General features: G+C 72.8%; 13 protein-coding genes. 4 read left to right on the forward strand and 9 right to left on the reverse strand.

The features are described from left to right. Positions 1-2,090: GNAT family N-acetyltransferase (locus tag E1265_RS00510; protein ID WP_132928183.1), on the reverse strand; the 2,090-nt coding region annotated here is incomplete at its 3' end. A gap of 87 nt (positions 2,091-2,177) precedes the next feature. On the opposite strand from E1265_RS00510, the gene E1265_RS00515 reads away from it, so the two are divergent. Then, complete coding sequence (locus E1265_RS00515) at positions 2,178-2,477, forward strand: HPr family phosphocarrier protein (protein WP_132928184.1); 300 nt, start codon at positions 2,178-2,180, stop codon at positions 2,475-2,477. Between the two features lie 106 nt (positions 2,478-2,583). Here E1265_RS00515 and E1265_RS00520 read toward each other — a convergent pair whose 3' ends face one another. The 3 genes from E1265_RS00520 to E1265_RS00530 all read right to left on the reverse strand — a co-directional run bounded on the left by E1265_RS00520 (position 2,584) and on the right by E1265_RS00530 (position 6,190). After that, positions 2,584-3,261, reverse strand: coding sequence for a GntR family transcriptional regulator (locus tag E1265_RS00520; protein ID WP_132928185.1), 678 nt, complete (start codon positions 3,259-3,261; stop codon positions 2,584-2,586). 194 nt (positions 3,262-3,455) lie between these two features. Then, complete coding sequence (locus tag E1265_RS00525) at positions 3,456-4,844, reverse strand: pitrilysin family protein (protein WP_243740437.1); 1,389 nt, start codon at positions 4,842-4,844, stop codon at positions 3,456-3,458. After that, positions 4,841-6,190: a pitrilysin family protein gene (locus E1265_RS00530; RefSeq protein ID WP_132928186.1), complete on the reverse strand. Its 1,350-nt coding sequence runs from the start codon at positions 6,188-6,190 to the stop codon at positions 4,841-4,843. Before E1265_RS00530 ends, E1265_RS00525 begins: the two co-directional genes overlap by 4 nt. A gap of 172 nt (positions 6,191-6,362) precedes the next feature. Here E1265_RS00530 and E1265_RS00535 point away from each other — a divergent pair, with 172 nt between their 5' ends. Next, positions 6,363-8,810, forward strand: a complete 2,448-nt coding sequence (locus tag E1265_RS00535) for a DNA topoisomerase IV subunit A (protein WP_132928187.1) — start codon at positions 6,363-6,365, stop codon at positions 8,808-8,810. 33 nt (positions 8,811-8,843) lie between these two features. Here the strand turns inward: E1265_RS00535 and E1265_RS00540 are convergent, their stop codons facing one another. Continuing rightward, entirely contained in the window at positions 8,844-9,914 is a 1,071-nt protein-coding gene (locus E1265_RS00540) for a GTP-binding protein (RefSeq protein WP_132928188.1), read from the reverse strand. Positions 9,915-10,055: 141 nt separating this feature from the next. On the opposite strand from E1265_RS00540, the gene E1265_RS00545 reads away from it, so the two are divergent. Beyond that, positions 10,056-10,982: a sucrase ferredoxin gene (locus E1265_RS00545; protein ID WP_132928189.1), complete on the forward strand. Its 927-nt coding sequence runs from the start codon at positions 10,056-10,058 to the stop codon at positions 10,980-10,982. Between the two features lie 108 nt (positions 10,983-11,090). Here E1265_RS00545 and E1265_RS00550 read toward each other — a convergent pair whose 3' ends face one another. Further along, positions 11,091-13,208 carry a DNA topoisomerase IV subunit B gene (locus tag E1265_RS00550; protein ID WP_132928190.1) on the reverse strand — a complete coding sequence of 706 codons (2,118 nt, stop codon included), beginning with the start codon at positions 13,206-13,208 and terminating at the stop codon, positions 11,091-11,093. A gap of 435 nt (positions 13,209-13,643) precedes the next feature. Between E1265_RS00550 and E1265_RS00555 the strand changes: the two genes are divergently transcribed. Continuing rightward, the gene (locus tag E1265_RS00555) at positions 13,644-13,874 is read left to right on the forward strand and encodes a hypothetical protein (protein ID WP_132928191.1); all 231 of its coding nucleotides are present in this window, start codon (positions 13,644-13,646) and stop codon (positions 13,872-13,874) included. A 321-nt stretch (positions 13,875-14,195) separates the two neighbouring features. Here E1265_RS00555 and E1265_RS00560 read toward each other — a convergent pair whose 3' ends face one another. The 3 genes from E1265_RS00560 to E1265_RS00570 form a co-directional block, all read right to left on the reverse strand. Continuing rightward, on the reverse strand, positions 14,196-15,824 hold the full coding sequence (locus E1265_RS00560) for an RNA polymerase sigma factor (RefSeq protein ID WP_132928192.1): 1,629 nt from the start codon (positions 15,822-15,824) through the stop codon (positions 14,196-14,198). 290 nt (positions 15,825-16,114) lie between these two features. After that, positions 16,115-17,080, reverse strand: a complete 966-nt coding sequence (locus E1265_RS00565; RefSeq protein ID WP_132928193.1) for a FadR/GntR family transcriptional regulator — start codon at positions 17,078-17,080, stop codon at positions 16,115-16,117. A 98-nt stretch (positions 17,081-17,178) separates the two neighbouring features. Next, a complete protein-coding gene (locus tag E1265_RS00570) occupies positions 17,179-18,954 on the reverse strand; it encodes an ABC transporter ATP-binding protein (protein WP_132928194.1) in 1,776 nt (591 codons plus the stop codon). Positions 18,955-19,043 lie beyond the last annotated feature (89 nt).

The raw sequence follows: 19,043 nt of genomic DNA on the forward strand, positions 1-19,043 counted from the left end.
GGCAGCAGCGGGATGCCGTAGGCGGTGAGCACCCGGTGGGTGGCGACGTGGTTGAGGGTGACGGTGCGGCGCGGGTCGAGGGCGGTGACCACGTGCTCGGCCGCGGCGTCCTCGTCGATGTCGGCGAAGGCGGGCTGCTCTCCCGGGTGGGCGGCTGTGGCCCGCCACTCGGCGTGTCGGACGGCTTTGGCGAGGGCGCGGACGGCGCGCTCGGCCGAGGGGTAGACGGGGATGCCGCGGGCGGTGAGCGCGGTGGCGAGGTCGTCCAGGGCGAGTTGCGCGACGACCACGGGCTTGCCGGTGGCGGCGTCGGTGAGCGCGGTGTGCAGCGCGGGCGCGAGGTCGGCGAGCAGCCGGGCGGTGTGGTCGCCGGCCGCGCCCGCGGGATCGCTGACGGTGGGGACGACGGCGACGACGGCCGCGTCCACGCCGGGGTCGGCGAGGGCGGTGGCCAGGGCGGCGCCGAAGTCGGCGGGCCTGGCGTGCGAGCCGAGCCCTGCGGGATCGAGGGGGCGCAGGCGGTGGGCGCGGCAGGCGTCGTGGGTGACGAGGCCGAGGGCCTCGGCGTTGCTGACGACGGCGACGCGGGGGCCCTGGGGCAGCGGTTGGTGGGCCAGCAGCAGCCCGATGTCGAGCAGTTCGGTCGCGGTGTCGGCCTCGATCACGCCGGCCTGGCCGAGCAGCGCCGAGACGGTCGGCTCGGGGGCGTGCCCGGCGGGGACGGCGTGGCCGTGCGGCGGGGCGCCGCCGCTGTGCCGGCCGCCGCGCACCACCACGACGGGGGTGCCGGCGGCCGCGGTGCGCCGGGCGATGCGGGTGAACTTGCGGGGGTTGCCGACCGATTCGAGGTACATCAGGGCGACCCCGGTGGCCGGGTCGTCGTCCCAGTACTGGAGCAGGTCGTTGCCCGAGAGGTCGGCGCGGTTGCCTGCGGAGACGAAGGTGGAGAGGCCGGCGCCGCGGCGGGCGAGCTCGTCGAGGACGGCGATGCCGATGGCCGCCGACTGGGTGAACAGGCCGATCCGTCCCGCGGCCGGCAGCCGGGGCGCGGGGCTGGCGTTGAGCCGGACTTCGGGGTCGGTGTTGATCAGGCCGAAGGCGTTGGGGCCCACGATGCGCATGCCGTGGGAGCGGGCGAGGTGGACGAGCTCGCGCTGCTCGTCCCTGTCGTGGCCGGCGGCGAGCACCACGAGGCCCGCGACGCCGGCGCTGGCGCAGTCGGCGACGGCGGCGGCGACCCGGGGCGCGGGGACGGCGAGCACGGCGAGGTCGACGGGCGCGCCGATGTCGGTGACCCGGCGGTGGGCGGGGGCGCCGCCGAGCTCGGTCGTGCCCTCGGGCAGCTCGGCGTTGACGGCGTACACGGGCCCGGTGAAGCCGCCGGCGAGCAGGCCGGCGAGCACGGCGCGGCCGGCGCCTCCTGGGCGGCGTCCGGCGCCCACGACGGCGACGGCGGCGGGGGCGAGGAGGCGGCGCACGGAGCCGGCCTCCGCGCGCTGCTCGCGGGCGCGCATCACGGCGAGGGAGCGGGCGGTGGGCTCCAGGTCGAGGGTGAGGTGGAGGGAGCCGTCGGCGAAGCTGCGCCGCTGGGAGTAGCCGGCGTCGGTGAAGACCTTGGCCATCCGGGTGTTGGCGGGCAGCAGTTCGGCCTCGAAGCGGCGGATGCCGCGCTCCCTGGCGACTGCGGCCAGGTGTTCGAGCAGCACGGAGGCCAGGCCGCGGCCCTGGTGGGCGTCCTGGACGAGGAAGGCCACCTCGGCGCGGTCGGCGGGAGCGGTGGCGGCGCGGCCGTGCTCGTCGATCCGGTCGTACCGCACGACGGCGATGAACTCGCCGCCCACGGTGGCGGCGAGTCCGACGCGGTCCACGTAGTCGTGGTGGGTGAACCGGTGCACGTCGCGGTCGGACAGCCGTGGGTAGGGGGCGAAGAAGCGGTAGTACTTCGACTCGTCGGAGACCCGCTCGTAGAAGGCGACCAACCGGTCGGCATCGGCCGGGGTGATGGGCCGCAGCCGGGCCGTGCCGCCGTCGCGCAGCACGACGTCGGCCTCCCAGTGGGCGGGGTAGGGCGGCTGGGCGGTCGTCCGCATGGCATCAGCGTACGGTTGGGTCAGCCGGGACGGCGGCCCGGCGTACAGCACAACCGTTCCACCCTGTTCGAACCGAAGGGCACCATCATGGTTGAGCGACGCGTCACCATCGGCTGGGCGGAGGGGCTGCACGCCCGGCCCGCCTCGATCTTCGTCCGGGCCGCGACGGCCACCGGCGTGCCGATGACCATCGCCAGGAAGGGCGGCACTCCGGTGAACGCCGCGTCGATGCTCGCGGTGCTGAGCCTGGGCGCCGAGGGCGGCGAGGAGGTGGTGCTCGCCTCGAGCGGCGCGACCGCCGAGGACGAGGCCGCCGCCGAGGCGGCGGTCGACCGGCTCGCACGGCTGGTTTCCGAGGGGCTCGAGGAGCTGCCGGAAACGGTCTGAGAAATCCGCCGGGCCAGGGGGCCTGAATTTCGGGCAACAGAATTACGGGGGCGCGATTCCGGCGATGGAATTCGCAACCCTTTCGCACATGTGTATACGGCCGCTGTTAAATCTGGCCGCGCACCGTGTTTACAGCAGGTTTCGGGCTTCTCACGGCGCCGGTCCTGGTCTGCTTGCGGGCCGGGGTCGACCGTTCGAGCTGGGCGGCCGACAGGGCCCGCGCCCGCTCCGCGTCGCCCCGGGCGATGGCGTCCACCAGGGCGCCGCGCTCCTGCCACAGCACCACGGCGCGGGAGACGGGCTCGCCCGCGTACAGCCAGGTGATCTTGCGCCGCAACTGCACCAGCATGGTGGTCAGGCCCGGGCTGCAGGTGGCCTGGGCCACCGTCTCGTGGAACCAGTCGCCGAGCGACCGCAGGTCCGATTCCTGCCCCTGGCCTGCGCGCTGGCGCCCAAGGCGCACGAGCCCGCGCAGGACCTTGAGGTGCGCCTCCGTGCGCCGCTGCGCCGCGCGGGCCGCGCCAAGCGGCTCCAACAGCGCCCGCACGTCGAGCAGATCGGCCGCCTCGCGCTCCCCCGGCTGGGCCACGCAGGCCCCGGCGTGGCGCCGCGAGGTGACGAACCCCTCGGACTCCAGGGTGCGCAGCGCCTCGCGGACCGGCACCCGGGACACCCCGTAGCGCTGGGCCAGCTGCTCCTCGGCGAGCCGTGCGCCCGGGGGCAGGACGCCGCTCACAATGTCGTCACGGATCGCCGTGCATACCGCGTGCGCGGAGATACGCATGACAAACCCCCACAGAATAGCCGGCGTCAGCCCTGTTACATTTCTACCGGGTCACTCAACCGAACTGTATGGCAAAAACCCGGGAATGCCGATAGCGCCCCTGGAAAACCCGGTGCCTTTCGGACGTTTACGCGGAACGCCGGCGGCTCCGGGTCCCGAAGGGCCCGGAGCCGCCGGCGGCTGACGGCTCGGTCTCAGCCGTCGATCACCGTCACCTCGCCGATGCCGAGCGCCCGCACCGGCTCCGCGATCTGCTCGGCGTCGCCGACCAGCACGGTCACCAGGCGGTCGGTCGGGAAGGCGCGCGCCACCGCCGCCGAGGCCTCGACGGTGCCGGTCTCCGCCAGTCGGACGTACAACCGCGCCTGGTAGTCGTCCGGCAGTTCCTCCTCGACCTGGTCGGCCAGGGTGCCGGCGACGGCCGCCGCCGTCTCGAAGCTCAACGGCGCCACGCCCACCAGGAACTGGACCGCCGCGTCCCGCTCCTCGTCGGTCAGCCCCTCGGCCGCCAGCGTGCGCAGCACCTGGAAGAGGTCGGCCAGCGCCGGCCCCGTCACGTCGGTGGCCACCGAGCCACGGATGCCGAGCAGCGAGAGCCCGGTGCCGTCGGCCCGGGACCGCAGCACCTGGGCGAAGGCCCGGATGCCGTAGGTGTAGCCCTTCTCCTCGCGCAGCACCCGGTCGAGGCGGGAGGTGATGGTGCCGCCGAGGCAGTAGACGCCGAGCCGCTGCGCGGCCCACACCGGGTCGTGCCGGTCGGGCCCGGTGCGGGCGATCAGCAGCTGGGTCTGGACGGAGCCGGGCCGGTTCACGATGACGACGCGGCCGGTGTCGTCGGGGACGGACGGCTCCCACGCGACGGTGGCCGGCGGCTGGCCGGTCCAGGCGCCCAGGGTGTCCTTGAGCACCGCGTCCAGGTCAATGCCGCTGAGGTCGCCGACGATGACCACGGCGGCGGAGGCCGGCCGCACGTGCGCCTCGTAGAAGGCGCGGACGGCCTTGGCGTCGATCCGCTCGACGCTGGCCGCCGTGCCCTGCCGGGGCTTGGACATGCGGGAGTCGGTCGGGAACAGCGTGTCGTAGAGCGCCATCGCCGCACGCCGGCCCGGGTTGCCGAGCTCGTGCGGGATCTCGTCGAGGCGGTTGCGCACCAGCCGCTCGATCTCGTGCTCGGGGAAGGCCGGGGCCCGCAGCGCGTCCGCCAGGAGCAGCAGCGCCCGGTCGAAGCGGGAGGCCGGGACCTCGAGGGAGACCCGGACACCGGGGTGGTCGGCGTGGGTGTCAAGGGTGGCGCCGCAGCGCTCGAGCTCGGCGGCGAACTCCTCGGCGGTGTGCCGGTCGGTGCCCTCGGACAGCGCCCGGGCCGTGATCGTGGCGACGCCCTCGAGGCCGGCCGGCTCGGCGGCCAGCGGCGCGGTCAGGTTGAGCTCGACGGCGATGACCTGCTGTCCCGGGCGGTGACTGCGCAGCACCGTCAGGCCGTTGGGCAGGGCGGTGCGCTCCGGCGCCGGGAACGCCCAGGGCCTGGGCTCCCCCGCGGTCGGCCGCGGGTGGAGCTGCATGCTCGCGGTGACGTCGCTCACTGGTGGTCGGCCCCTTCGGTCTCGTCGGCTTCGGTCTCGTCCTCCTGGGGACCAGTGGGCTCGTACACCAGCACCGCGCGGTTGTCGGCGCGGAGCCGCGCGGCGGCCACCGCGCGCACCTCGTCCGACGTGATCTCCAGGATGCGGCGCACGGCGGTCAGCGCCAGCTGCGGGTCGCCGAACAGCACCGCGTACCTGCACAGCTCGTCGGCCCGGCCGCCGACCGTGGCGAGCCGGTCGAGCCACTCGCGCTCCAACTGGGCCTGGGCCCGCTCCAACTCCTCGGTGGTCGGCCCCTCCTGGGCGAACCTCTCGAGCTCCTCGTCGACCGCGGCCTCGATGTCCTCGACCCGCGCCTCGCCCGAGGTCTTGACGTCCAACCAGCCCATCGAGGGCGCACCGGCGAGCCGCAGCATCCCGAAGCCGGCGGACACCGCCGTGCGGTCGTGCCTGACGAGACGGTTGTGCAGCCGGGACGACTCGCCGCCGCCGAGCACGGTGAGCGCCAGGTCGGCGGCGTCGGCCGCGCGGGTGCCGTCCTGCGGCAGCCGGTAGGCGGCCATCAGGGCGCGCGAGGGGACGTCCTCCTCGATCAGCTCGCGCAGCTCCTCGCCGATGACCTCGGGCAGGGCGCCGTCGCGCGGCGGGCGCTTGCCGTCGTGCGACGGGATGGAGCCGAAGTACTTCTCGACCCAGGCCAGCGTCTGCTCCGGGTCGATGTCGCCGACGACCGCGAGCACCGCGTTGTTGGGGGCGTAGTAGGTGCGGAAGAACTCCCTGGCGTCCTCCAGGGAGGCGGCGTCCAGGTCGGCCATGGAGCCGATGGGGGTGTGGTGGTACGGGTGGCCCTCGGGGAAGACCATGGCGGTGAGCTTCTCGAAGGCCGTGCCGTAGGGCACGTTGTCGTAACGCTGGCGGCGCTCGTTCTTCACCACGTCGCGCTGGTTCTCCATGGACTCCTCGTCCAGCGCGGCCAGCAGTGTGCCCATCCGGTCGGCCTCGAGCCACAGCGCGAGCTCCAACTGGTGGGCGGGCATGGTCTCGAAGTAATTGGTCCGCTCGAAGCTCGTGGTGCCGTTGAGCGAGCCCCCGGCGGCCTGGACGAGCTCGAAGTGACCGTTGCCCTGGACCTGTCGCGATCCCTGGAACATCAGGTGCTCGAAGAGGTGAGCGAGCCCGGTGCGACCCGCCACCTCGTGCCGGGAGCCCACGTCGTACCAGAGGCAGACGGCGGCCACGGGAGTGAGATGGTCCTGGGACAGCACCACGCGAAGCCCGTTGGGCAGCCTGTGTTCGGTCGCGGTGAGCCCGCCGGCGGTATCCTGCGGGGTGGCCGTGTGGCCCATGGGCGTGAGGTCCCTTCGCTCGGACGGTCCGGTTGTCTGTCGGATGTCCTGTCACCTTATGCAAGGTGAGCCGGGGTGTGCGATGCGATCGACGTTGGTACCCGGCTGTCGGTGGCGCGGTCCACAATGGTCGCCAGCAGACCGTCAAGACGTACGAAGGAGTCCCCGCGCGATGCCCCGCCGCAGTACGCCGACCCCGCCTCCGGAGGATTTCGAGGAGCGCATCCTCGACATCGACGTCGTCGATGAGATGCGGGGCTCCTTCCTCGAGTACGCCTACTCGGTGATCTACTCCCGGGCGTTGCCGGACGCGAGGGACGGGATGAAGCCGGTGCAGCGCCGGATCCTGTACCAGATGCACGACATGGGGCTGCGCCCCGATCGCGGCCACGTCAAGTGCGCCCGCGTGGTGGGCGAGGTGATGGGCAAGCTGCACCCGCACGGCGACTCGGCCATCTACGACGCCCTGGTGCGCATGGCCCAGCCCTTCTCGATGCGGCTGCCCCTGGTGGACGGCCACGGGAACTTCGGCTCCCTGGGCAACGACGACCCGCCGGCCGCCATGCGATACACCGAGTGTCGGTCGTCGGCGGTGGCCGGCCTGATGGTCGCCGGCATCGACGAGGACACCGTCGACTTCGCGCCCAACTACGACGGCAGCGAGCGGGAGCCGGTCGCGCTGCCCGCGGCCTACCCCAACCTCCTGGTGAACGGCTCGAGCGGCATCGCCGTCGGCATGGCCACCAACATGCCGCCGCACAACCTGGGCGAGGTCATCGCCGCGGCCCGCCACCTGATCCGCCACCCCAACGCGGACCTGGCCACCCTGATGCGCCACGTGCCGGGGCCCGACCTGCCGACCGGCGGCCAGATCGTGGGGCTCGACGGCATCAGGGACGCGTACGAGACGGGGCGCGGCACCTTCCGGATCCGGGCCACGGTGGCGGTGGAGAAGGTGACGGCCAGGCGCATGGGCCTGGTGGTCACCGAGCTGCCGTTCATGGTCGGCCCCGAGAAGGTGGTCGGCAAGATCAAGGACCTGGTCAACGCGAAGAAGCTGCAGGGCATCGCGGACGTCAAGGATCTGACGGACCGCGAGCACGGGCTGCGCCTGGTGATCGAGGTGAAGAACGGCTTCAACCCCGAGGCGGTGCTGGCCCAGCTCTACAAGCTGACGCCGATGGAGGAGACCTTCGGCATCAACAACGTGGCCTTGGTGGACGGTCAGCCGCTGACCATGGGCCTGAAGGAGCTGCTCGAGGTCTATGTGGACCACCGGTTCGAGGTGGTCAGGCGGCGCAGCGAGTTCCGGCGCGGCAAGCGGCGGGACCGGTTGCACCTGGTCGAGGGCCTGCTGGTGGCGCTCGTCGACATCGACGAGGTGATCCGGATCATCCGGTCGAGCGAGAACGCGGCGGAGGCCAAGGACGCGCTGATGGCCCGCTTCTCCCTCTCCGAGACGCAGACCCAGTACATCCTCGACACCCCACTGCGCCGGCTGACCAGGTTCGACCGGATCGAGCTGGAGTCGGAGCGCGACCGGCTGACCGCGGAGATCGAGGAGCTGACCCGGATCCTGGACTCGGACGCGGAGCTGCGCAAGCTGGTCTCGGCCGAGCTGGCCGAAGTGGCCAAGAAGTTCGGCACCCCGCGCCGCACCGTGCTCGCCGAGGCGGAGGGCGCGCCGCTCGAGGTGATGCCGCTCGAGGTGGCGGACGATCCGTGCCGAGTGCTGCTGTCCTCCACCGGGCTGCTGGCGCGCACCGCCGACGAGCAGCCGGTGTTCGACACGAACGCGCGCCGGGTGAAGCACGACGTGGTGGTCTCGGCGGTGCCGTCCACCACCCGGGGCGAGATCGGGGTGGTCACCTCCGAGGGCCGCCTGCTGCGACTCAACGTGGTGGACCTGCCGATGCTGCCGCACAGCGCCGCCTCGCCCAACCTGTCGGGCGGCGCGCAGGTGTCGGAGTTCCTCACGCTGCGCCCCGACGAGCGGGTGGTGTGCCTGACCACGCTCGACGAGTCCTCGCCCGGGCTCGCGATCGGCACCGAGCAGGGCGTGGTGAAGCGGGTGGTGCCGGACTATCCGGCGAACAAGGACGAGTTGGAGGTCATCGCGCTCAAGGAGGGCGATGTGGTCGTCGGCGCGGCCGAGTTGCGCACCGGCGACGAGGACCTGGTCTTCATCACGGACGACGCGCAGCTGCTGCGCTACCCGGCCGCCCAGGTGCGGCCGCAGGGCCGGCCGGCGGCCGGCATGGCCGGCGTCAAGCTGGCCACCGGGGCCAGGGTGATCTCGTTCACGGCCGTCGATCCGGCGGGCGAGGCGGCGGTCTTCACGGTGGCGGGCGGCAGCGGCACGCTTGACGACTCGCTCGGCACGGCCAAGCTCACGCCGTTCGACCAGTACCCGCGGAAGGGGCGGGCCACCGGCGGGGTGCGCTGCCAGCGGTTCCTGAAGGGCGAGGAGCGGTTGACGTTCGCCTGGGCCGGCGCCATGCCGGCGCGCGCCGCCACCGCGACGGGCGCGCCCGTCGACCTGCCGGAGGCCGACCCGCGCAGGGACGGCTCGGGCATGCCGCTCGGCCGCCCGGTCGCGGTGGTCGCGGGCCCGGTGTAGGCCCGGTTCGCCGGTTGCCGGCTGGTCAACCGGTCAGGTGACGGGCTGCGGCTCGGGCTCGGTGACGTCCTCCGGGTCGTCGACGTACCGCAGCACCTCCCACATGCCGTTGCGCGCGGGGTCGGCCTCAGCCGACCCCGTTGCCACGCAGCCGGCGAGCTCCGCGCGCAGCGCCTCGGCGTCGATGCCGGCGCCGATCAGCACCAGCTGCGTGGCGGCGGTCTCGTCGTCGGGGGCCGGGTAGAAGCGGAGGAAGCGGCCGACCGCGTGCAGCACGTAGCGCTCGGGGCGCGGCCCCGCGGCGAGGGTGACGAAGCCCTTGGCGCGGTAGAGCCCGGCCGGCCTGGTGTCGAGGAAGCTCATCAGGGCGCGAGGGCTCAGCGGACGCCGGCTGGTGAAGGCCACGCTCTGGTAGCCGGTGTGCGGATGCTCGTGCCCGTCTGCGTGCCCGCCCCCGTGCTCCGCTTCGAGCTCTAGGTCGGCGAAGGACAGTTGTCTGGGCCCTGTGGTCCCGGCGCCGCCGGCGCGCGCGTTCTCCCGGTCGAAGAAGAGACCGGGGTCGATCCGGCCCCTGGCGGCCGGCACCATGGGCGCGCCGCCGCCGAGCTCGCGCAGCGCGGCGAGCTGCGCGCGCCAGTCGGCCTCGGGCACCAGGTCGGTCTTGTTGAGGACCACCAGGTCGGCGGCGCCCGGGTGCCGCGTCCTGCCCGGCTCGGCGGCGTCGACCACCTGCACCAGGCCGCCGTAGACGATGCGCCGGTCGCCGCTGGCCAGGATCATCCGCACCAGGCTGGGCGGCTCGGCGAGCCCGCTGGCCTCGACCACGATCAGGTCGATCCTGGCCGCCGGGTCGGCGAGCCGGTCGAGGGCCGCGTCCAGGTCCTCGCTGTCCACGGCGCAGCACAGGCAGCCGTTGTCGAACGAGGCCATGGCGTCGACCTGCCCCGCGACCAGCATGGCGTCGATCGGGATGCTGCCGAAGTCGTTGACGACGGCGCCGATCCGGACGCCGTCGCGGTTTCTGAGCAGGTGGTTGAGGAGCGTGGTCTTCCCCGCGCCGAGGAAGCCCGCCAGCACGACGACCGGGATTCGGCTGGTGGTCATGGCCGCCACGATAGCCGTGGCGGCCGATCCGTTCGTCACTGGCGGCAGACCTCGCCGGGCAGGTTGCGCACGGGGTTCGCTTCACCCCTGTGGGGGGAGACGGCTGAGCCGCCTGGGTCAGGAGAGGCTAGCCTTACCTGGGTGAGCACGTGCACGACCCTCTCCCGGGCCCTAGCCGAGCCGCTGGCCGGCACCGCGAGCACCGCGAGGACCTGGCTGCTGATCGAGCAGCCGGGCCCCTGGGGCCCGGACGCCCTGGTCGACAGCCACCTCGACCCCGCCGTGGGCCGCGCCCTCGCGACGGCCACCACCGGCACCGGCGTGCGGGTGGCGCTGATCCGCCGCCCCGGCCGGCACGCCGACCGGCCGGGGGCCGCCACGGCCCGCCGCGCCTACCTGGCCCACACCCTGCCGGGGAACTCCTGGGTCCGCACCACCGCGGCGGTGGCCCCCGAGGACCTGCTCGACCTGGACTTCCTCCGGCTCGGCGCCGGGGTCCACGACGAGCTGTGGGAGCCGCACCGCGGCGCCCCGTTGACCCTGGTGTGCACCAACGGCCGGCGAGACCGCTGCTGCGCGCTGCTCGGCCGGCCACTGGCCGCCGAGCTGGTGGCCAGCGGCGGCTCGGAGGTGTGGGAGATCACCCATCTCGGCGGCCACCGCTTCTCCCCCACGCTGCTCGTGCTGCCGCACGGCTACGCATACGGGCGGATCACCGCCGTGGGCGTCAAGGGGGCCCTGGAGGCTCTGCACGACGGCCAGCTGGTCACGGAGAACTGCCGGGGCCGGTCCGCCTGGGACCGGCCAGGACAGGCCGCCGAGCTGGCCGTGCGGGAGGCGACCGGGGAGCGCGGCCTCGACGCCCTCGCCGTCCTCGCCGACCGGGCCGCCGGCGGCACGCGGGAGGTCACCGTGGGTCACGCGGACGGCCGCCGCTGGCGGGTGACGGTGGCGGCACTCACCGACGGCGAGCCGGCGCCCGCGAGCTGCGGGGCACGCCTCGAGACCCAGCGCCGGATGGCCGCCACCGACGTCACCGCCCTGGCCTCCGCCGGGGCACTCGGCTGAGAACGCCGTCGGCGCTTCCCCGCGCCGCGTGGGGCGACGCCAGGGACGAACGCCGAGCGGCGCCCGTCCCCCGACGCCGAGCGGTCGTGGCTCGGGCAGGCGCGGCGCTCACGTGTCGATGCGGGACCGGTCGAGCATGGCCGCCGAGCTGGCGATGAACTCGCGGCGCGGGGCCACCTCGTTCCCCATCAGCAGGCTGAAGGCCTCCTCGGCGGCCTCCAGGTCGTTGATGTTGATCCGCCGCAGGGTGCGCCGGCGCGGGTCCATCGTGGTCTCGGCCAGCTGGTCCGCGTCCATCTCACCCAGGCCCTTGTAGCGCTGGATCGACTCCTTGTAGCGGATCTTGCGGCGGTCCAGGTCGAGCAGCGTCGAACGGAGCTCCGCGTCCGAGTAGGTGTACAGGTACTTGTCCTGGCCCTTCTTCGGGTTGCTCAGCTCGATCCGGTGCAGCGGCGGGACGGCGGAGAAGACCCGGCCCTCCTCGACCATCGGTCTCATGTAGCGCTGGAAGAGGGTCAGCAGCAGACACCGGATGTGCGCGCCGTCCACGTCGGCGTCGGCGAGGAAGATCACCCGGCCGTAGCGCGCCTGGTCGATGTCGAAGGTCCGCCCCGACCCGGCTCCTATCACCTGGATGATGGCGCCGCACTCGGCGTTCTTCAGCATGTCGGAGACCGACGACTTCTGGACGTTGAGGATCTTGCCGCGGATGGGCAGCAGGGCCTGGAACTCGGAGTTGCGCGCCAGCTTGGCGGTGCCGAGCGCGCTGTCGCCCTCGACGATGAACAGCTCGCTGCGGTCCACGTCGTCGCTGCGGCAGTCGGCGAGCTTGGCCGGCAGGGCCGAGGACTCGAGGGCCGTCTTCCGGCGCTGCGCCTCCTTGTGCTGGCGGGCGGCGATCCGGGTGCGGGCGGCCGCGACGACCTTCTCCAGCACGGCGCGGGCCTGCTGCTTGTCGTCGCGCCTGGTCGAGGTGAGGAAGCCCTTGAGCTCCTTGGCGACCACCTGGGCGACGATCCGGGAGGCGGCCGAGGTGCCGAGCACCTCCTTGGTCTGCCCCTCGAACTGGGGCTCGGCGAGCCGGACCGTGACCACCGCGGTCATGCCCTCCAGGGCGTCGTCCTTGACCACGTCGTCCTCGGCGACCCGCAGCAGCTTGGTGGCGCGCAGCACGTCGTTGACCGTGCGGGTGACCGCGCGCTCGAAGCCGGTGACGTGAGTACCGCCCTTGGGGGTGGCGATGATGTTGACGAACGAGCGCACGGTCGTCTCGTAGCCGGTGCCCCAGCGCAGCGCGATGTCCACGTCCAGGTCGCGCTTGACCTCGGTGGGGATCATGTGGCCGCGCTCGTCCAGGACGGGCACGGTCTCCTTGAAGGTGCCCTGGCCGGTGAGCCGCAGCACGTCGCAGACCGGCTTGTCGGCGGCCAGGAACTCGCAGAACTCGCTGATCCCGCCGTCGTAGTGGAAGACCTCCTCGGACGGCTCGGCACCCTCGACGCCCCGCTCGTCACGGACCGTGATGGTCAGCCCGGGGACCAGGAAGGCCGTCTGGCGGGCCCGGGAGTGCAGGGTGTCGAGGGAGAGCTTGGCGTCCTTGAGGAAGATCTGCCGGTCCGCCCAGTAGCGCACCCGGGTGCCGGTGCGGGTCTTGGGGATCTTCTTGGCCTTGCGCAGGCCGCTGGCCGGGTCGAACGGGGCGTCGGGCCCGGACTCGGTGAAGACGCCGGGGGTGCCGCGCCGGAAGCTGATGGCGTGCGTGCTGCCGCCCCTGTCGACCTCCACGTCGAGCCGGGCCGACAGTGCGTTCACCACGGAGGCGCCGACGCCGTGCAGGCCGCCGGAGGCCGCGTAGGAGCCGCCGCCGAACTTGCCTCCGGCGTGCAGCTTGGTCATCACGACCTCGACGCCGGAGAGCCCGGTCTTGGGCTCGATGTCGACGGGGATGCCTCGCCCGTTGTCACGGACCTCGACGGAGCCGTCTGCGCGCAGCAGCACGTCGATGCGGTCACAGTGGCCGCCGAGCGACTCGTCGACGGCGTTGTCGATGATCTCCCAGAGGCAGTGCATCAGGCCGCGACTGTCCGTGGAGCCGATGTACATGCCCGGGCGCTTGCGGACCGCCTCGAGACCTTCCAGGACGAGCAGGTGCCGCGCGGTGTAGTTGCCTGCCGGGTCGGCCCCGGTCAACAGTGCGGTGGACGGCACGGACGTGTCGGCGGTCACGCAGTTCGCTCCTCGCTGAATTCTGATCTGGCGCTGATGTGGTGGCGGTCGCCGCTCAGAGGGTACCGAGGCCCTGTAGAGCGGTTGTGCGGCTCCCCGGGAAGTATCCAGGGTAGCCGAGCATCGCTCACGCGTTCGATAACTCGTCTGGGTGACGTGTACATCACGTTCCCTTCGAGGCATGAACCATTTAGGCTCCGGGCACGTCCTCCTGAACAAGGCAGGGCCCCCGGATACACCGAGGTAGCCGGAACAACACAACTAGACGACGCATTACACCAAGCAACCGCAATACGGCTCATTCGCCGCCACCGGGCAGCGTTCGGCCATCTCGGGAGAAATTTTTCCATCGAGAAAGCCGCGGGCGGGAACGTTCTCGGCCTGGTTGGATGTTGTCCCTGGTACGACAGCTCGTCGAGCTAGAGAAGAGGCGACGTGACTACTGTTCTGACCCCCGCGACCCCGCTGACGGCCGGGGACCGCTGCGACCGCTGTGGTGCCCAGGCGTATCTCCGCGTGGTCCTCATCAGCGGCGGAGAGCTGCTGTTCTGCGCCCACCACGGCCGCAAGTTCGAGCCGGAGCTCAAGAAGATCGCCGCGGAGATACAGGACGAGACGGAGAAGCTCACCGCGACTCCCGCATCCGCGCGCGACGACGAACGCTGATCCGAGCGCAGATCCGATCTGACGTATCGCGTTTCCTGACGACGGGCTCCGTCCGGCCGGCGTCCCGGCCGGACAGCGGGCGGTCAACCGCGTACGCGCGGTGACCGCCCGTTTCCGTACCCGTGTGTCACCTGGGCCATCGGCCCCGCAGTCCGAGGTCTCCGTGCTCCGTGCTCTCCTGAGCACCCCAGGCGCCGCCGTGCGCCCGCTTCGTGCTGCCCGCGTGGACGCGCACACCCAGAACGGCCGGTGGCCCCCTGGTGGGGGCCACCGGCCGTTCTCGTGTGTCTCGGGGCGCCTCGGCCGCTCGGCCGAGGTCGCTCAGTCGAGGTAGTCGCGCAGCACCTGGGAGCGCGACGGGTGCCGCAGCTTGGACATCGTCTTCGACTCGATCTGCCGGATCCGCTCGCGCGTGACCCCGTAGACCTTGCCGATCTCGTCCAGCGTCTTGGGCTGGCCGTCGGTGAGGCCGAAGCGCATCGAGACGACGCCGGCCTCGCGCTCGCTCAGCGTGTCGAGCACGGAGTGCAGCTGCTCCTGCAGCAGCGTGAAGCTCACCGCGTCGGCCGGCACCACGGCCTCGGAGTCCTCGATGAGGTCACCGAACTCGCTGTCGCCGTCCTCGCCGAGCGGGGTGTGCAGGGAGATCGGCTCCCGGCCGTACTTCTGGACCTCGACGACCTTCTCCGGGGTCATGTCGAGCTCCTTGGCCAGCTCCTCCGGGGTGGGCTCCCGGCCCAGGTCCTGGAGCATCTGCCGCTGGACACGGGCGAGCTTGTTGATCACCTCGACCATGTGCACCGGGATCCGAATGGTGCGGGCCTGGTCGGCCATGGCGCGGGTGATGGCCTGACGGATCCACCAGGTCGCGTAGGTGGAGAACTTGTAACCCTTGGTGTAGTCGAACTTCTCCACCGCGCGGATCAGGCCCAGGTTGCCCTCCTGGATCAGGTCCAGGAAGAGCATGCCGCGGCCGGTGTACCGCTTGGCCAGCGAGACCACCAGGCGGAGGTTGGCCTCCAGCAGGTGGTTCTTGGCGCGGCGGCCGTCCTCGGAGATGATCTCCAGCTCGCGCCGCAGCTTGGGGGCGATCTTGTCGGAGCTGGCCAGCTTGTCCTCGGCGAACAGACCCGCCTCGATGCGCTTGGCGAGCTCCACCTCCTGCTCCGCGTTGAGCAGGGGGACCTTGCCGATCTGCTTCAGGTAGTCCTTGACGGGGTCGGCCGTGGCGCCGGCGGCCGCGACCTGCTGGGCCGGGGCGTCGTCCTCGTCCTCGTCGGAGAGCACGAAGCCCTCGTTCTCCGGCTTGCCGTCGGGGCCCTCGCCCGGGGCCGCCGCCCGCACGGCGCGGTCGGTGGGCTCCTCCAAGCCCTCCTCGTCGCCGTCCAGGAACTCGTCGGCAAGCTCCTTCTTGGGCTCGTCCTTCTTGCCCGCGGTCTTCTTGGTGGCCACCGGCCCCTTCTTGGCGGCCGGGGCCTTCTTGGCCGGCGCCTTCTTCGCGGGGGCTTTCTTGGCGACCGCCTTCTTCGCCGCGGCCTTCTTAGCCGCCGGCCTGCTCACGGAGCCGCCCGCCGCCTCGCCGTGCTCGGCCTCACCCGCCGGGTCCTCCGGGCGGGCCATGGCCGTGGCCTGCTTGGCCGGAGCCGCCTTCGCCGCCACGGTCTTGGTCGCGGTGCGCTTGGCCGTCGTCTTCGCGGCGACACTCTTCCGGGTGCGCTTGGGCGCCTCGGCGGCACTCACCATCAGCGTCACGCCCTCCTCGTCGAGGATCTGGTTGAGGCTGCGCAGAACGTTCTTCCACTGGGCTTTCGGGATCTGGTCAGCCTCGATGGCCCGGCGCAGATCATCGCCGGCGATCTGCCCCTCAGCCTTTCCCCGTTCGATCAGCGCCATCACAGAATTGGACTCGGCGATCTCGGCAGGGAGAGTACGGGAAGTGCTGGCCGACACGAACAACCTCTCGGAAACTCTTGGGAACGGCTAGGGCCCGCCCGAAGCAAGCGGAACCGTGACCGACGGCGGGGTGAGCCGACGGCGGTGGTGCGGATGGCTCGGACCACCGGTCCGGCCACTGCGGCCACCTCTTCAATCATCGCGCTGCTTCCCGAAGCGTTACGCGGCTCGCACGTGGCGCGAGTCACATCACGAGTGCACGCGTAACGGGCCGACCCCGAGGCGCCGCCGGAGCCCTGCCGGGCCCGGATCCGACGGCGCCGGGTCCTGTGTCCTTCCGCCGCCGGTCAGTGCTCGCGCGGAGCGGGAACCACATGGTCCGAGCCCGCCGCGGCCGCGGCGCCGTCCGAGGGGATGGTGAGCAGGTGGCGCATCGCGGTCTCGGCGGCGGCCGGCTCGCCCGAGGAGATGGCGTCCACGATGCGCTGGTGCAGGGCGACAGAGCCCTCCGTGGGGTGCTCACAGCCGGAGGCCGCGCCACCGGAGACCTGGAGCGCCGAGGCGACGATGCCGGAGAGGTGCTCCAGCATGCGGTTGCCGGCGGCCTGGAGGAGCAGGGCGTGGAACTCGGCGTCGGCGCGGGAGAAGGTGAGCGCGTCTCCCTGGGCCAGGGCGTGGGTCATGATGTCGACCATGTCACCGAGGCGCTGGCGGACCTCCTCCCGGGTGTCGCCCGCGGCGAGCCTGGCGGCCAGCGGTTCGATAGTCAGGCGCAGCTCGCACAGCTCGCGGCGCTGGTCCTCGCGCTGCGGACCGAAGGCCCGCCACTCGATGATGTCGGGATCGAGCAGGTTCCAGTCGCCGACGGGGCGGACCCGGGTGCCGACGTTGGGGCGGGCGCTCACCAGCCCCTTGGCCTCGAGGACCCGCAGGGACTCGCGGACCACGGTGCGGGAGACCTCGAAACGCTGACCGATCTCCTCGGGAACCAGCGGCCGGTCGGCGCCGAGGTCACCGGAGACGATCATCTGGCCCAGCTGCTGGACGAGTTGGCCGTGGAGCCCGCGGCCCCGGCTGCCGGCGGCCCGACGGCCGACCCGCCCCATGTCGGGGTCGGGGCCGTCCCAGGCGGGGGCGTTGGTGGTGCGGGCCGCTCCCGTCGACTCGGCGTAGGAGTAGCGGTCGAGCTCACCCGGGCCGCTGGGGCCGGAGTCGGCGGAACGGGTGGCGGTCATCATGGAGTGCGCAAGGGTAGTCACGCCTCCTTTGTCGGCGGCCCTCGTTGACACCTTGAGGTCTTTGGTGAAAAGCACACGAAAGGGTGATCGGCGGCTCCCGCATAATTGACGCCTAACCGGAAGGAAAGGGACTCCGCCCACCAGCCGGTGGGCCGGACCGGCCGACTCACCGCTCAGCGTGGGCTGTTGCGCAGGCTGACCAGGGCGTAGCCACACGTCAGGACGGCGAGGGAGAGAGCCAGCGCCCAGCCGATGGGCTGGGTCGCGAGCTCCGCGGGCGCGAACAGCAGGCGGTCCACCCCGGAGGGGAGCGGAAGCGTGGTCAACGCGTGGAGCCTGCCCGGCAGTCCGTCGAGGGAGCGCTCGGCGCCACCGCCGAGCGCCGCGCGCAGAGCGGGGGCGAGCGCGAGCGGCACCGCGCCGACGGCGGCCAGCCCGACCAGAGTGGAGCGGAAGATGCCGGCCGCCAGCAGCCCGGCCCAGGCGCAGCCGACGGCCAGCAGCACGGTGCCGGCGAGCGTGACGTCCCAGGCACCGGAGATCCGCCGGCCGTCGGCGAACAGCGCCGTGAGGACGGCCGAGTTGATCGTGAGCGTGCCGACGCACAGCGTCAGGGCGGCCGCCGCGGACACTGCCAGCTTGCCGGCGAGCAGCGACAGCCGCCTGGGCACCGTGACCCGCGCCGGGGCCAGCGCCGGATACCGGAACTCGTGCCCGAACGAAAGCGCTCCCAGCAGGCCGGCGGCCAACGCGACCGGGGGCAGCGGCAGCGGCTCGGCCCACCCGGCCAGCACGCGCTCGGCGGGCCGCGCTCCGGTGGCGGCGAGGGCGAGCGCGGCCACCAGCCCGGCGAACAGCGCCGCGGCCATCACCCACCAGCCGGTGGGCACCCCGACCCAGCGGCGCACCTCGTAGCGCAGGGGCCAACTCGGGCCAGAGGGCGGCAGGACGGGGAGCGCGGGGCGCACCGCCGAGCCGCGCGGCCGCGGGGCATCGGGCGCCCCGACGCCCGCGGGCGCCCGACCGTCGGCCCGCGCCAGCGGGCCCAGTGCCGAGCGGTCGTTCGACTCCCCGACCTCGTCCGCGAGTTGGTGCACCAGCACCCGGTGCCTGAAGGCGACCTCCCCGACCACGGAACAACTGCTGCCGTACACCGAGAGCCGGTTGCCCGACTCCCTGACGACCTCCACCGACGGCTCGCCTTCGGCGACGACGGACGAGCGGAACTCGCCGGCCAGGGCGGCGGCCAGGCGCTCCGCGTGCGGGGTGCGCACGGCCACCCTCGGCCGCAGCCGTGTGCGGGCGAAGTCCTCGCCGGTCTGGTCGGCCACCAGCCGGCCGGCGCTCAGGCTGACCACCCGGTCGGCCAGGCCCGCCGCCTCCTCGGCGTCCCGCGCGGTCACCAGGACGGTCCCGCCCCGCCCCGCGTAGCCGCGCAACAGTTCGAGCAGCCAGGCGGTCTCGCGCGCCCCGAGGCCGAGGGACGGCTCGTCGAGCACCAGCGTGTGCGGGTCCCCGAGGAGCGCCACGGCCAGCCCGAGCCTGCGCTCCATGCCTCGCGACAGCGTCCCGAGCCGCTGGTCGGCGAGCCCGCTGAGGCCGACCTCCTCCAGCATCTCCTCGGCGCGCTCCACCGGGACCCCGGCGGCGGCCGAGAGCATCCTCAGGTGGCCGAGCGCGGTGCGCCGTGGGTGGCCCGGCACGTCCCCGAGCAGGGTGCCGACCTCCCTCGCCGGATGGGGCACCCTGGCCATCGGCCGCCCGCGGAAGAGGGCGACGCCCTGCCCCGGGGACAGCTGGAGCATCAGCCGCAGCGCGGCCGACTTGCCGGAGCCCGGGGCCCCGAGCAGCACGGTGACGTGGCCAGGGCGCGCCTCGAAGCTGAGGTCGTCGACGGCCGGGGGTCGGCCACGGCGGGACGCGCTGGTGAGTCCGATGGCCTGGATCATCGATATCTCCCGTTGAGCGTGCACTCCTCCGGCACCATAACGGGATATATCTCATTTTCCGGGCGACGCGCGGGGTCGTGTGGCCTGGC

Origin of the sequence: Streptomyces sp. 8K308 (assembly GCF_004348315.1) — a bacterium.
Lineage (GTDB): Bacteria > Actinomycetota > Actinomycetes > Streptomycetales > Streptomycetaceae > Streptomyces.